The 14901-nt window shown below is 35.1% G+C and carries 12 protein-coding genes; 5 read left to right on the forward strand and 7 right to left on the reverse strand.

Annotation, left to right across the window (positions count from 1 at the left end):
* Positions 1–27: 27 nt before the first annotated feature.
* From K9M74_00570 to K9M74_00585, 4 genes are all read left to right on the forward strand, one after another.
* Positions 28–807, forward strand: a complete 780-nt coding sequence (locus tag K9M74_00570) for a hypothetical protein (GenBank protein MCF7798376.1) — start codon at positions 28–30, stop codon at positions 805–807.
* A 96-nt stretch (positions 808–903) separates the two neighbouring features.
* Positions 904–1596 carry a hypothetical protein gene (locus K9M74_00575; protein MCF7798377.1) on the forward strand — a complete coding sequence of 231 codons (693 nt, stop codon included), beginning with the start codon at positions 904–906 and terminating at the stop codon, positions 1594–1596.
* A gap of 108 nt (positions 1597–1704) precedes the next feature.
* Positions 1705–3432, forward strand: coding sequence for a hypothetical protein (locus tag K9M74_00580; GenBank protein ID MCF7798378.1), 1728 nt, complete (start codon positions 1705–1707; stop codon positions 3430–3432).
* An 85-nt stretch (positions 3433–3517) separates the two neighbouring features.
* Positions 3518–4513: a tRNA pseudouridine(13) synthase TruD gene (locus K9M74_00585; GenBank protein ID MCF7798379.1), complete on the forward strand. Its 996-nt coding sequence runs from the start codon at positions 3518–3520 to the stop codon at positions 4511–4513.
* Here K9M74_00585 and K9M74_00590 read toward each other — a convergent pair.
* From K9M74_00590 to K9M74_00605, 4 genes are all read right to left on the reverse strand, one after another.
* Complete coding sequence (locus K9M74_00590; GenBank protein MCF7798380.1) at positions 4488–5138, reverse strand: nucleoside monophosphate kinase; 651 nt, start codon at positions 5136–5138, stop codon at positions 4488–4490. The two genes, K9M74_00585 and K9M74_00590, sit on opposite strands and share 26 nt — an antisense overlap.
* Before the next feature lie 232 nt (positions 5139–5370).
* Positions 5371–8763, reverse strand: coding sequence for a hypothetical protein (locus K9M74_00595; protein MCF7798381.1), 3393 nt, complete (start codon positions 8761–8763; stop codon positions 5371–5373).
* Between the two features lie 52 nt (positions 8764–8815).
* Positions 8816–9541 carry a nitroreductase family protein gene (locus tag K9M74_00600; protein ID MCF7798382.1) on the reverse strand — a complete coding sequence of 242 codons (726 nt, stop codon included), beginning with the start codon at positions 9539–9541 and terminating at the stop codon, positions 8816–8818.
* Positions 9538–9867, reverse strand: coding sequence for a hypothetical protein (locus K9M74_00605; protein ID MCF7798383.1), 330 nt, complete (start codon positions 9865–9867; stop codon positions 9538–9540). Before K9M74_00605 ends, K9M74_00600 begins: the two co-directional genes overlap by 4 nt.
* A gap of 388 nt (positions 9868–10255) precedes the next feature.
* Between K9M74_00605 and K9M74_00610 the strand changes: the two genes are divergently transcribed.
* Positions 10256–10633, forward strand: coding sequence for a hypothetical protein (locus tag K9M74_00610; protein ID MCF7798384.1), 378 nt, complete (start codon positions 10256–10258; stop codon positions 10631–10633).
* A 10-nt stretch (positions 10634–10643) separates the two neighbouring features.
* On the opposite strand, the gene K9M74_00615 is transcribed toward K9M74_00610, so the two are convergent.
* The 3 genes from K9M74_00615 to dusB form a co-directional block, all read right to left on the reverse strand.
* On the reverse strand, positions 10644–12743 hold the full coding sequence (locus K9M74_00615) for a transglutaminase domain-containing protein (protein ID MCF7798385.1): 2100 nt from the start codon (positions 12741–12743) through the stop codon (positions 10644–10646).
* A gap of 158 nt (positions 12744–12901) precedes the next feature.
* Positions 12902–13582: a ribonuclease HII gene (rnhB, locus tag K9M74_00620; GenBank protein ID MCF7798386.1), complete on the reverse strand. Its 681-nt coding sequence runs from the start codon at positions 13580–13582 to the stop codon at positions 12902–12904.
* A 195-nt stretch (positions 13583–13777) separates the two neighbouring features.
* Positions 13778–14719 (reverse strand): tRNA dihydrouridine synthase DusB, encoded by a 942-nt coding sequence (dusB, locus tag K9M74_00625; protein MCF7798387.1) that lies wholly within the window; start codon positions 14717–14719, stop codon positions 13778–13780.
* Positions 14720–14901: the final 182 nt, after the last annotated feature.

Here is a 14901-nt window from a genome sequence, read left to right on the forward strand (position 1 = left end):
CAAATATACAGATAACCATACTAAGATATGGTCGATATTGATTACGATACACGGGGCATAAGTCCTATCGTAATTCATGATTTTGTAAAAAATAACAACCAAAATGAGGTGTGTGAGACAATGAAAAAAATTGCAATTTTAATGGTCGTTGCTGTTCTAGCAATTGGAATGGTAATGGCAGCAGAACCTGGTCAAATAGACTCAGTTACTTCGGTAGACTTAGGAGAATATACTTCTAACGCAGGCCAAAGTATAAATCTTCAATCAGGTAATGTAACAGATGCAGACCTTTCAGCAAGAGTATCCACTTTTGTCTGGGCAGGTCTTGTTGGTGACGTAGGCGGTGACATCGTATTAGGAACCGGAAATGGCGCAGGACAAATTCTTTACAACTGGTCAGCACAAGGTGCAGTTGTCTATGCAAGTGAAGCAGCAGCAATTGATTGGACTGATGGTAACATAATCCCTCTTGCGGTAGGAAATATTCCACCACAGGTTAATACAGGTGCAGCAGATGATTATACCAATACTTTTACTGGAAATGAAGCTATGACTGCTTCAGCGATTTATGATACGGTAGCACTAGTGCCTTTTGCAACAACCTGGGACAATACTACGACTGCTATATGGAAAACGTATTCATTTGAAGATGATGCAGCTGATGAACCTATTTGGGCTGGCGAAGTGCAAACAGGCGGTACGTCATTTAATGGAAGTGTAGTTGATTACCAAATGATTCTTCCGGAAGACGGTCGTTCTAACGATGTAAGTCTAACTCAGTACTTCTTGTGGGCAGAATTAGTCTAAGCCTTACGGCTTTTTTTCTTTTTTTTCTTTTTTTTATTCTCTCATTCTTTGCATTAAGTAAAAAGTTATTTAAATAGAAAAACTCCAATAACTCGTATGAATGAGGCGCAAACCATGAACCGACCTACCATCCTTTTACTAGTGGCTTTGTTTTTTATTACAGGTTTAGCCTCGCTAGCTTTAGCAGAGCCTACAGGCGCAACGATTACGCCGGGTGTCTCTGAAACAACGGTCCTACCAGCAGCACAAGCACTTAATATTCAAGGAGGTTATGTTACCTACGTTGATGTTCGAGGAGGAATTGTGACAACGCGATGGGGAGGCTTTTTTGGAAACATCACAGGAGAAGCAAGGCTCGGGGATGGCAGCGGCAATTACTATTATATATGGACGGTAACTGATCCAACAAACGCAGTTGTTTATGTTTCAACAGACTCCATTACGAGCTGGGACTTTACCGATTTTCGACCAGCAAACGCAGGCGATATGCCTGCATATTTACAAGCATCAGTAACTGATAATTTTGCCTCAACATTCACGCAAGCTGAAGCATTTGATAGTGCAAGTCTATTTATTCCTGTTACACCTTACACGACCACGTGGCAAGACGGCACGCAAGGAAGCTTACGCACCTACGCACTGTATAATTCAGCAGATAATGCAGTAATTTGGGCAGGAAAAGCGCAAGGAAATGTACAAGGCTTCCAACCAGGAAAAACCGTTGATTATCAACTCCTCGTTCCAGCGTTTGGCACCGAAACCTATAATTTCTATTTAGAACTGCCTTAATGTTTATTCTATGCAAGCTTAGGTTATTAATTGTAACAGCACTTTCTAGCGAAATGTTTATAAATCCTTAGCAAGGTTAGATAGTATATTAAAGGGGAGTTAACTAGTATGCAACAGAACACTATAACATTGTTTTTACGAGTCTTTCTTTTGGCTTTACTACTCGTTTTTTCCACCGGTATTGTCAGCGCAGAAGACGTTACTGTAATTAATTCGGAAGACTGGGTGGATGTGTATAGCGTCATGCTTAAATCAGCTCTTGAAGGACGACGAGCACTCTTTGTAAATGGGGACTCGGCAACAGGATTTGCAAACATCATAAACCCTTTAGACACTTTACAAGTATACACTTCTGTTGATACGCCTTATATTGATCAACTAGATAAACAATTAACAAGTATAGGTTATGATGTACGTACGGCATACGCAAACACAAATTTTAACTACGATTTAGACCCTGGAACAGGAAATTACATTCTTATTTCGCTTGATAATCCTCGTATTGCAGCATCCATCGCGCCACTTGCAGTAAAGCAAAATGCGTGGGTGTTTATCGTTGATAAAGAAAATGCAGCAGATATTGCAAAAGCAACAAAAGGAGCTACATCTGTTATCGCTGTAGGAAACTTTGGGCGAGACGTACTAAAAAAAATACAACCTCGATTTACTACATGGATTAACACCGGCGATTTATATGCCGATAGTCAAGAAATAGCAACGTTATTAGGTGTTAAAAAAACAGTTATTTTAACAGACGGATCATTTATTGAAACAGAATTTTTCGCCTCAAGTAATCCAGTACTTCTCTCCGGACCAACACGACTTTTTAGCAAAACATTTGCATTTCTTGAAGCAAACGAGGTAAGTTCAGTTGTTATTGTAGGTAATCAACTCGCAGCAATAGGCGAGCAAATAAGAGATAAAAGCAACAAAGAAATCAGCGTGTTTATTAAATTTGGACAAGGAGACACGATGAAATCAGCAAATATTTACGCACTCTCTATGTTTCCACTACCCGTTTCACGATTAGGACTTACCGTGCAACAAGCAATCTATAATCCCGCAACACAAGAACTCATTGCAACGTTTAAGAACACTGGAAATATCGGTGTATACGAACTTTCCACCATTGTTATTAAAAATGGCGAGGAAGAGCTTGCAAGCGTTTCTTTACCTGATGTAACGTATATTGCAGGAGGAGAATTATTACCTGTTATTTTCCCTGTAGCATTGCCCATAGAACTTATTACGCCGCAAACAAGTGTAGAATTTTATACTTCTTATGGTATAACGCCCACAGGACTTGATAGATTTCTTACAGAAGATAATATTTTAGGTAATCCATTCACCCTGCCTTTAACTTTACAAACAATTGCTGATGATGGAACGCTACTTTACTTGGTTGATTCGTCCTACTACAAAGGAATTGATCGTGTAGGTGTAGAATTACACAACCCAACAGACATTGATGCATACGTTTCTGTAAAAGTAAATGAAATTATGGTAAATGGTCTTCCTAAAACCTTGTACAAACAAGGAAAAGTAAAAGCAGGACAAACAACTATTTTGTACTTACCTGCAAAACTTGATAGAATTGATTTACAAGAAAATGAAGAACTAGCAATTGTAGTAACGTATGGTAAAGATGAGTCTATGCTCTTAAAAACTATTTCTGCAAAACAACCATTTAAAGTAGTCTCGGGAGGAAGAATAACAGGTCTTGTTACAGGAATCGGAGGAGGCTCTGCGGCAATAGGCTGGGGAATTGTAATGATTGTACTTTTAGGAAGCCTTTATGTTGCATATTTCTTCGTTCGAAAAAAGAATAATTCTTAATAGCGTGCTACAACTTATTAATCTTTTAACATAACTATTTTTTATTAACGCTAAATACATAAACCCCACTCACTTTCTTTTTATTATGCGCATAAAAGAAACCTGTGAAGATTTTCTTGTAGAAGAATTAATAGATACATCGCTTGTTAGTCAAGACTCTACTGCATATCATCTTTACAAACTTAAGAAAACAAACTATACAACCGAGCGAGCAGTACAACACATCGCAAGAGCCCTACATCTTCCAAGAAAATTTATAGGTTATGCAGGGGCAAAAGATAAACGCGCAGTAACCACCCAATATATTACCACAAAAGGAGTGAAAAAAGATAACGTTTTAAGTCTTGAATTAAAAGATATTGCGCTAGAGTTTGTCGGATATGCAACTGAGCAACTCACCCTGGGAAAATTATCTGGCAATACATTCACGATTAATGTACAAGAACCAGATTTTATTCCAGCAGTAATTCCTGAAACATTTGTTGTACCTAATTATTTTGACGAACAACGATTTTCAAGTAATAATGCAGCAATAGGAAAAGCAATCTTAAAAAAAGAATTTAAAGCAGCAGCAGAACTCATCATTGGAAGCGATACTGATTATGGTAGTATACTTGTTCACTATTTGCAAAACCACGAAAGTGATTATGTGGGTGCTATTCATAGACTCCCTAAAAAAATACTCCTTTTTTATGTGCACGCCGTGCAAAGTCTTTTGTTTAATGAATTACTTGCAAAAGAAATTAAAGACGGATTTAACGTACCCTATTCGCAAGGAATTTTTTTGTTCTCAAAAAACTTATTAGAGCCAACACCGCAAACACTTCCACTTATAGGTTATGATTCAGAATTAACAACAAAACAAGAAGAACTTCTTACTCTTCACGGCTTGGATAGACGAAATTTCATTGTTAAACAATTTCCAGAACTAACATTGGCAGGTGATAGTCGAGCAACAACAATACAGGTCACTTATTGTAAAGTATTACAACAAGAAAAACAACATATAACTATTGCGTTTACGCTGCCGAAAGGAGCCTACGCAACAATAGTACTTAAACAGCTTTTTGCCAGTCGATAATTTTTTGTAAGATATCCTCAGATTCAGTTCTAACATCGAAGTCGCCAGGAATATCTAAAACAGGAATTTCTTTTTCTCTTAAAAAAGTAAGCACGGGACTTGTTTTTTCTTCGTAAATAGCAAGTCTTTCTTTGAGCACTTCAGGAGTATCATCTTTTCGCTGAATGAGTTTTTTACCATCAATATCACATATACCTTCTACCTTTGGTGGTTTTGTTTTAAGGTTATATGTTGCGCCGCACGCACACACCCTCCTATTAGATAAACGCTCAATAATCTTTTCATTATCAATGACAACGTGAATAATTCCTGTGAGATTTGTAATTTTAAGTAAAGCTTCAGTCTGATATAAAGTTCTAGGGTAGCCATCAAGAAGAAAAGAAGTTTTATCTCCTAATTGTTTGAGTTTATGGCTGATTACTTCAATAGTTAAGCTATCGGGAACGAATTTTCCTGCTTGCATGAGCGGATTAATTTCTTCTCCAAACTTTTTTTGAACATCCTTGTCATATCTAAGTAAATCCCCCATGGAAAGATGGGTGATGTGAACACCTTTAATAAGTAATTCTGAAACAGTACCCTTTCCCGCTCCAGGAGCGCCCATGATTAATAATTTCATTGTCATAGTACCTATTAAAGAAGGAAGTGTTTTTAAGTTTTACCTTAAATAGATTTCAATCAATCAACATTCTGCAAAGGGTTATTTTTTGAGAAGACGCCTTGTTTTTATTACTTGAACTAATAATTGTCTGATGTTGTTATTCCTAGAGTTTTTCTCTGAGCGCCAAAAATTTTCGCTTTTTTAACGAATATGTTTAACTTAAAAATATTTAAGGTATTATTGTTGGTTGTCACATTTATTTTTTTGCGAAGAATTTTTGAATTTGTTCTTGATAATGATTTACTGATACTTTCATCTTCCACGTCTTTGGAAAGCAGCGATAATACTGAGGCCATGTGAAACGTTCATCAAGAAACACAATAACGCCCCTGTCTGTTTCGCTTCTAATACAGCGCCCAGCACTTTGAATAATTTTGTTAAAGGCTGGAAACACATAGCCGTAATCCCAGCCTTTACTGAATTTTTTATCATAATACTCAATTAATGCTTTAGTTTCAAGGTCAGGTCTGCCTAAAGGAAGACCCACAACGACAACACCTTTAAGCTCCTCGCCTGGAAGATCAATACCTTCACTAAAACTACCTCCCACAACAGCTAAAAGACACGCGCCGGTGAGTTGTTGGCGACGAAACGAGAGAATAACTTCCTCTTTTTCTTGCTTACTCATATCTTGATACTCATGCAGCATCGCTTTTTCTACTTTAGAAAGATAGGTATCAATAGCATCTTTCATTTGGTAACTAGGGAAAAAAACAGCTATATTACCAGGCACTTCATTAATAACACTAGTAAGGATTTTTGCTATTTCCTGATATTGCCCCTCATTTCTTGTTGTGTATTTAGTGCTTGTTTTTGCAATAATAAGATTAAGACTGTTTTTTTCAGGAAAAGGAGACGGATAGGTTTCCTCTACAGTTCCTGGAGGAAAACCCAAAAGCTCACTATACATTTTTGTTGGTGTGAGCGTTCCACTCATCAAAATAGTGCTACTAGCCTTTAACACAACTTCTTTAGCAATAATACTTGGATCAAGACAACGATAACTCAGCGTAATATTTTCTTGATTATACGCTCGTTTCTTACTAATAATGCGAGTAAAACCATCATCTTTACCTATCCAACTATCAAGAAAATCAGCAACAGCTCCAAGAGAGGATAATTTTTGTTCTTCGCGAATGTTATCGGCAATTTTGTACAATTCTTCAGTTAAAGGAATAAGAGAAGTTATTTTTTCTGCTTGGAGTGTGAATGTTTCTTGAGAAACAAATTTTTCATCATCACTACCTTTCATAAGATCACGCAATAATTTTGCAAATTGACCCATCACATGTTCAATAGCTAGATGTCCAAATTTTTTAGCTTCACTTGCAGCGCGCTTGAGTAAAACAAGCGAGAGATTCGCAGTTGCTAAATCTTTAATACGATTAGGTAAATTATGTGCTTCATCAACAATAATAATGGCGTTTTCTAATTCTTTTTTATTCTTTTTAAGAAATGTTTCTCGAATGCGAGGATGAAAAAGATAATAATAATCAGCAATAATAACGTGCGCCTTTGCAGCCATAAGAAGCGCGATTTCATAAGGACAAACTTTATACTCTTTACCTGTTTTCATGGTTTCTTCAACAACACTAGGACCCATTTGCTCCATTTCAGCAAGTGCGAGTCGAGCGTTAGGCGTTAATTGTTCTCCTCGTTTTAAGTTTTCATAAAACTCGCAGCGTTTATCTTCTCGAAGTGTACGACAATACTCATTAAACTCGCCAGTTGGCAAAGTCGTTACCCCTGGTTGCAAACACATCCATTTTTTACCAACGATATCTGCTCCCGAAAGCTCGATATTATGTCGTTTTCTTATTGCTTGCAAAGTTTCAATAGCAATTTTATGTTGCGTATTTTTAGAAGTGAGAAAAAAGATTGTTTTGCCTTTGTCAAGTGCTTGCGAAAGAACTGGCGCGATACTTGCAGCAGTATTATGGAGGATGATGCCATTTCCAATAAAGTTTTTAGTTAGGGGGATTGAGGCATCATAAACGAAATCTTTCTTGGTTTTTTTTATTTTAACTATTTTATCCCAAAAAATATTTGAATTCGCAAGTTCTTTTAATTTATTAAACGATTCGCTTGTTTTATCTGTTTTTTTCTTAAAATAGCGCACTGTTTTTTTGAGTCCTTCCTTTGACGGATTTCTTTGATTGTATAAATAACTTTCAATAATTCGATATTCTTTTTCTCTTGAATAAGGTATTTGTAGCTCTTCTTTACACTTTTTGATTAGTGAATTAATTTCAGGGATTATGTTAATATTGGTGTTATTTTCTTTTTTAATTAATTCGTTTAATCGTTCTTGTTTATATTTGATTCTAAGCTTTATTTGTGCATGAAATTTCTTATTATTCTCCGTATCGCAAGTATAAATTCTGAAATACTTTTTATTTTTAACATATTTTTCTTTAATAATTGGATAAATATCTAAAGCTAGGAGTGCATGAAGAAGACTGTTTTTCAAATTCTCACTTTTTGTACATAATTCAATAGTTGTATTGTCAAAAATAGATCCGTTTGTATCGTAAATTCCAGCAATTACTTCTTTTAATAATTCCTTGTTTTTAAAAAATATGTTTGGAATTGAAACTTTGCTTGTTTTATTTGAAGTTGGAAAACCAAGACTAAATAGTAAACTTATTAATGGTTTATTTTCAAAATAATAATCTATATCCGAACCTGTTTTTTTTCTTATATTTGATTTTGTTTCTTTGGCTATTTCTTTGAATGTTGATAAAATTTCTTTGTCTTTTGTACTTAAGTTTATTGCCTTACGTTTTCCAGAATCAATGAATCCATCACCAATTATTAATCCGACAAAATAGGCAAATTTTTTATCGATATGGGGAATTATTCTGTGATTGATTCCCATTCTTCCAATTTCTTCAACTCTGAAATATTTAGGATGGATATTTATTAAATGAATTATTTTTCTGATGTCTTTAATCTGTATGACTTGTTGTTTGGCTATTTTCTTTATTTTATCTTGTGAGATCCCAGAACTTTTTGATATATCTTTAAACGTTAAATTATTTTGTTGTTTGAATTTTAAAAGCTCCCCACTAATAAGGGGTTTTGTTTTTATGGTGGTTTTATCTAAATAATTATTTTTTAATTTTAGATATTGATCTAGTTTTATGTCGATCTTATCTTCTAGTATGTTTAGTTTGGATGGTGATGCAATGTATCCTTCTTCTTTAAGATCTTTTAACTTGATCCATTCTGTTTTTCCATTTTTAATTGAGAAAAATTTATGATCGTCAGTAACTTCTATTTCCCTACCTGTTTTTGTAGTTAATTTATACAGTTGACTCTTTTTTTTCTTTATTATTTGTCCTTGCTTTACTTGTATTTTGAGGTTTTTATCAAGGCTATTGGTTTTAATCTGTTTTAAGTATATATCTTCTATTTTTTCAAGACCGTCTTGAGTTAAAATTAAAGTATCTTTGCCAACGCATTTACCAAGACCAGTTGGTGCATGGATGACTATGTTATTTTTGTTTTCTACTTCCTTTGCAATGAGTTGTACCATATCTTTTTGAATAGGTCGAGCAGACTCGTGAGGAAAAAGAATTGTAGACATAGAAAGGAGTGTATTGCGTTTGCTTAAAAAGGTTATGCGTGCTTGAGCAGTGCTATTTTTGATTTTTAGACGATTTTTCTAACGATTCTTTATATTTATCATGACGCTGTTTAATTTTATCTTTTATACTCTTAAGCCAAACAACACTCTTACTGGATGTATCTTTAGCTTGCTCTTTTGCTTTTTGTCGATAAGTATTCAGTTTAAGAGAATAATCTTTATGGATGAGGACTTTATCACCTTTATTATTGCCCCACGTATCAAAATACATGCCCATTGCAATACCAAGCTCATCTTTAGGCTGTGCATGCTCCGCAGGATAACCAATAGTAATAATACTTTCTACACGACCATTACCCGTGACACCAAAGAGCTTATCAACCTGTTCTTGGTCAAATCCCCCTATCCAACACGCACCCAAACCTAATGCATGCGCAGCTAGAAGAATGTTTTGCGTGGCAGCAGCAGCATTTTGTGTTGCAAAAACGTGACGACCACGCTCACCAAACCACTTGGCTTGCTCTTTTGGTTGCGAACAAACGACAATAATTGCTGGAGCAGATGTTATCCACATTTGATCCATACACAGGTCAGGAAGCTGGTAAATAATATTTTTATTAGTTGAAATAATGAACCGATAATCTTGCAAATTACCTGCTGTTGGGGCTTTCATACCCATTTCCACTAACAAACCTAATTCAGTTTGATCAATAGGTGTAGCGCGATACATACGAATAGAACGTCGACTTTCTAGCACGTCAAAAAAATCAGTTTTCATTGTAATTTCATCCCACACATATGACAATAATGTGATGTGTTATAATTTTTTGCTTTGCACCTAGGACATAAGATGATACGGGGAGTAGGCAGGGGCATCCCTGCAATTTTTTGGGCAATTTTTTCTTCAGTTATATGACCTTTATTTTTCCACCATGCAATAATAATTTTAAGCACGCCAAATGCAGCGATTGCAATACCGATGTACATAAATACTTTCATAGCTGGGCTGTTGTTGAGCCGTTCATTAATAAATGATGCATATGCTGCAATCATACCGCCCAACGCGATGAGAAGCCACGATGGCACGCCTTTTTTTCTTCTCATACATATAATCCTCTTTTTAAATACATCTGAGGCTTTATTCCTTTTAAATATTGCGAAAACAAGGCGTTGTCCAGAATAATTTGGTATATTGTCTTGAAGATTTTTTAGACAAACAAATTTTACGCTTTAAAAGTGTAAAATGGTGTTGGGTTATGCTTAAAAAGAACATGATGGCATGAGCATTACTTCTATTGTGAGTTCATTTCTTGATAAGTTCTTTTAAGTAGAGTGAGAATAATTCTTCGCAGTAGATACATTAATTTCTTTCAAAAATAGAACCGAAAATAATGGTGTGTTGCGAAAATAACTTTTTTTAAGCTTCTTTTTAAGCGACCTCATAAACTTTAAATAGATGTACATCTAAAAATAAGGCAAACGAGGATGTCTTATGATGGATTTACAATTAACTTGCTCAAAATGTGGTGTAGTATTAACTGCGGATAACACGCGAGCACTTCCTGAAGGAAAGGGCTTTGTATGCAAAGATTGTTATGATGTTGGAAGTCCGCGACTCACTAGAACAGGATTTGCAGATGTCTCTGAGCGAAAACAACCCTTACGAGAAAATACGCTCTCTTCTGAACCCTCAAGAGAAGTATTAGGAAGCGCAGATTCATTTTTTGATCTTAAAGAATATATTTGTCATGAATGTGGCTATTCTTTTAAGAAAAATCCTGAATTTCCTGTGCACGTTTGTCCCTACTGCGGAAAGCGTGGAACGGTTGCACAAAAAATAGATAATGCAGCAGGAGAATTTGTTGAATAAATCTTACGTCTTATTTTCTTACGATTATTCTTTTTACACTTTTTATTACAAAAATCATTGTTGCTATACATAACGAGAGAATGATAAATGTTATGAGCATAACAAGAAATCGTTGGAGCTGCGGTCTTGTTTTACCAACAAGTTTCTCACCAAGGGCTGTTCCAATTTTATTTACTTGAATAGAAAATCTATTTATACAACCAATAATTTTCTGACCGAATGTATCTGCAACCATGGTCGTGTATATCACTTCTTCTTGAGTAATAATTTTTCCCTCATTATCAGTAAACATAGCGCTTGCCACGAATGTATTTTTACCTAGCGCTAATGTTTGCCCTTCAATAATCACTTCAAACGCTTTACTTTCACTAAACGTAGTAAAATCCCACGATTCAGCAATAAGACCATTAGTTAAGAGGATGTGCACATCTGTAGGGTGAGATAAAGATGTTTTATTAACAAAGAGTTTAATGCGCGTTTGCTCATCAAAATGAACTACATTAGGCATATGTGCTTGAGTAATTTCTAGATGAGGTGTATCGCTCACTTTATACGTTACAAACGTCTGATATTCTTTATCTGCAGATTCTACAACAACCGTATGAACACCCAACATAGACGTATCGGGAGTAATTGTTATTGCATCACTCTTGCTTTGCAAAACTTGACAATTATCTTCTAAACAAAGAGAAATAGGAAACTCATCTTTACTAAAAGAACAGGTGATTAGTAAAGTATTACCGAACAAAATATTATTTTTTCCTTCGCAATTAATTACCACTTCTTTTTCTTCACTTAAAACCAAAAATTGTTCCATATATAATTTACTATATTTTTCTCCACTTTGCTCTACTTTAAAAAAAGTTTCCACGTTTTCTTTTTGAGAAGTAAATGCTGTTAGTGGAAATGTGTATACAAAATCATTTGTTAAACTATCATCAACTTTAACCAACCAAAATAATTTCTTCTCTTCAAAAGGCTTAAGCAATACTCTTTGTTGTAATTCATCAAAAAAAGTTAATCCTTCTGTTTTAGCAAGATTAATTTCCTCAACAACATAAAAATCCTGATTGTTCTTAATAGTTGCACTAACAAGATTATATGATTCAAAACCAATAAGAGGTTCTTGCGGAGTAATTGAGACGCTGGTTAATGGCTTTATGCTATCGCCAGTACGCACGATATCTGTTTTAAATGTTAATTCAGAAGGTTTAAAATCAAATCCTTGTCCACGCGTTGCATATTTTACTGAAGGGTAACTTCCATCAACACGTTTAGCAAGTTCAATATGCGTGGCGTCAACAAAACCATACTGTTCATAGGTTACATCAAACGGCACCCAACCAACGTCTGGAAAATATATTTCAGCCCAACCATGATTACCCCATTTTGTTTCGATAAGATCGCTATACGCGATACCTGAGACAAACCGAGCAGGAACACCAACAGCACGATTAAAAGAAATAAATAAATTAGTTATTTCATCACATACACCATAACGATTTTCATACACCCAACTAGAAGGTTGATTAACATCGCTGGTAATGGTGGAAAGATTATATGAAATTTCTTTATTCACCCACTGAGCAAATGCAAACTCGAGTTCATATAAATCATCAACACCGTTAGCAAGCAAAAAAGCAGTATGCTCAATTTCATCATTACTATCAATATACTCCGTTGTATCAAGATATTTTTGAATGCTAACCGGTACCTGTTTTATAGGGAAAGGAATTTTTTCTTTGACGTGTATCCTTGTAGCATTTGTTTGTATATTTGCACTTGAGCTTATGTCAACACGCAACTCTTGAGGATTTTCCCAATGAAAAAGTATATTATTATCTGTAATCTCTTTAGGCTTTGGAATAAACTCTTGATTAAGCACTGTTTGTCGAGGCGATTCTTGAGGAATTAATTCAAGCTCAATAGTAATATAATTAACATCATATGTACTTGTATCTGGAATAATAGTAAGCTCGTTGGTAATTGTTTGATTTAGTATTAATGAATCATAATAATAGATGTCATTAGCCAAACTAAACGGTATGAGCACAAGAATACTTATTATAAGTAGCATAATTGCTTGTAGAACGCGCTCACGTTTTTTCATACACTCTTTATAACAAGGCGTATTTATATACTTTACTTCAAAGAGTCTAGTGCTACTAAGAACTATATTAAAAAAATGTACTGAAAATTTTTTCTTTGGAGCGTACTTTCTCACTCTTTAAGGCGCGAGCATGATGTTTGCAAAGATTTTTATTATTTTTAAGTGAATGTTTTTAATGTTGTTTGTCTTTTTTTGTTGAGAAGTTCTTTTGTTGTCTTCCATTCGAGACGCACAAATTCATATTCTTTAAGTTTGTTGAAATTCTCATAAAGACAATGAATAGTATTTGCGTCTGCTGGATAACCAGAACCTAATCGGAGATTGAGTTTTTTAGCCATTTTTTCTATAGCTTTATCACGAGTAACTTTAGCAAGAATTGATGCAGCAGCAACTTGTGCGTGGTTTAAGTCTGCTTTATACTCTGCAAGAATAGGAATTGCGCTAGCAGGAAAAGAAAGCTGACTTCGCACTTTTGCAACATAATCCTCTTTATTCTTACTTGGCAGATCAAGAATTATTTTTTGTACGCTAACTTTTTGAATAAGTCGTTTAATAAGTTTGCCAGAGGTGAATGCTTCTAAATCATTAAGTGAAGAATGAGGATTACTAATTGACTTATCAATGTCTTTTGGAGAAACTTTAATAATTGCATGTGGTAAGCGTTGTTTAATAATGCGAGCAAGTTTATTACGCTTAATAGGTGTTAGCAGCTTAGAATCTTTCACACCAATTTGATTTAAAAAATCAACATCTTTTTGCTCACCAGCAACAACAGCCATAACCATAGGACCCAGAACTGGACCTCTTCCTGCTTCATCAATACCTGCAACAAACCCCATAAAGAATTTTATAGTTTTAGAACTTATTAATGTTGTGATTGTAGGGCTCTATTTAAAAAGAAATTAGTTCATCTATTGCAAAATAGTTGTCTATAAGAATAATGTTTTATTAACAGTTAAAATTAGTTTTTATCCTTTATAGCATTCTTGTAATTTGCAATCCTTAAAAAATTTGTAAAGCGATAAAATAGTTCATTATTTTGTGGTTAGAAACGGTTCTAAAAGAGAAGAAACAATAGTTAAAAGTTCTGTAGGCGTTTGTGCGGCGTTGAGTTGTAGTCGAGCTTCAGACGCGCCTTGAAATCCTTTTGTAAAATGCTGCGCTTGCAATCGCTGTGTGACAAGAGATGTACCAAATTCTTGAGCAAAATCAAGATATTGTTCAAACATACTTAAACGCAGGTGAGGCGTAATATCTTCGTATTTGCCAGTATCTAAATACGTTGTTATTTCTTTGAAGAGCAGCGGATTGCCTGAGCAAGCACGTCCAATTGAGACGTAGTTTGTTGTTTGAAGTCGAAGCTTAGCAAGCTCAGGTGTTGAAATATCGCCATTGCCTACAACAGGAATATTTACTGCATCTTTTACTTCCTTAATTTTCTTCCAATTAGCACTACCACTATATTTTTGTACTTGCATGCGGCCATGAACAGTGATCATACTTGCTCCATTATCTTCGCAAGCTTTCGCAAGTGCAATAGCAAGATTTTCATTAGGATTAGAAAGACCAATACGCATTTTGGCAGTAATAGGATTGTTAACTGCACACGCCATTTTATGAACGATTTCTCCTGCGAGTTGCGGATTTTGCAAGAGTGCACTACCTCCGCCAAGTTTACACACCTTATCAACAGGACAACCCATGTTAATGTCAATTATATCACAATAGGACGAAATTATTTCTGCAGCTTTTGCCATACAAGTAGGATCACTACCAAATAATTGAATTGCAAATTTTTTTTCTTGTTCTGCTCGTGCAATCATTTCTTTTGTTTTCTCGTTATTTTTTAGAATTCCTTGAGCACTCACTAATTCAGTAACAGTCATTCCCGCGCCACTCTTAGCACACACTGCGCGAAATGCAGGATCGGTAATTCCTGCCATGGGTGCTAAGAATACTTTTGAAGAAAAGTTCATATATTAATGGTGTCAGGTATTGTTTAAAAAGGTTATGTAAGAGCGGGCTTGTTCAAAGTGATTGCTCTCCAGAGCCAGTAAAGCAAAGATTTACTGCTTTGACTTAGCTTCTCAAGATTGTAGGTGATGATTTGCCATGCGAATTCTCTTTTTTTCATGTAGTGTAGTTTGCTTCGCAAACT

The sequence above is a fragment of the Candidatus Woesearchaeota archaeon genome, from assembly GCA_021734105.1.
In the GTDB taxonomy this organism is placed as follows: Archaea; Nanobdellota; Nanobdellia; order Woesearchaeales; family SKGA01; genus SKGA01.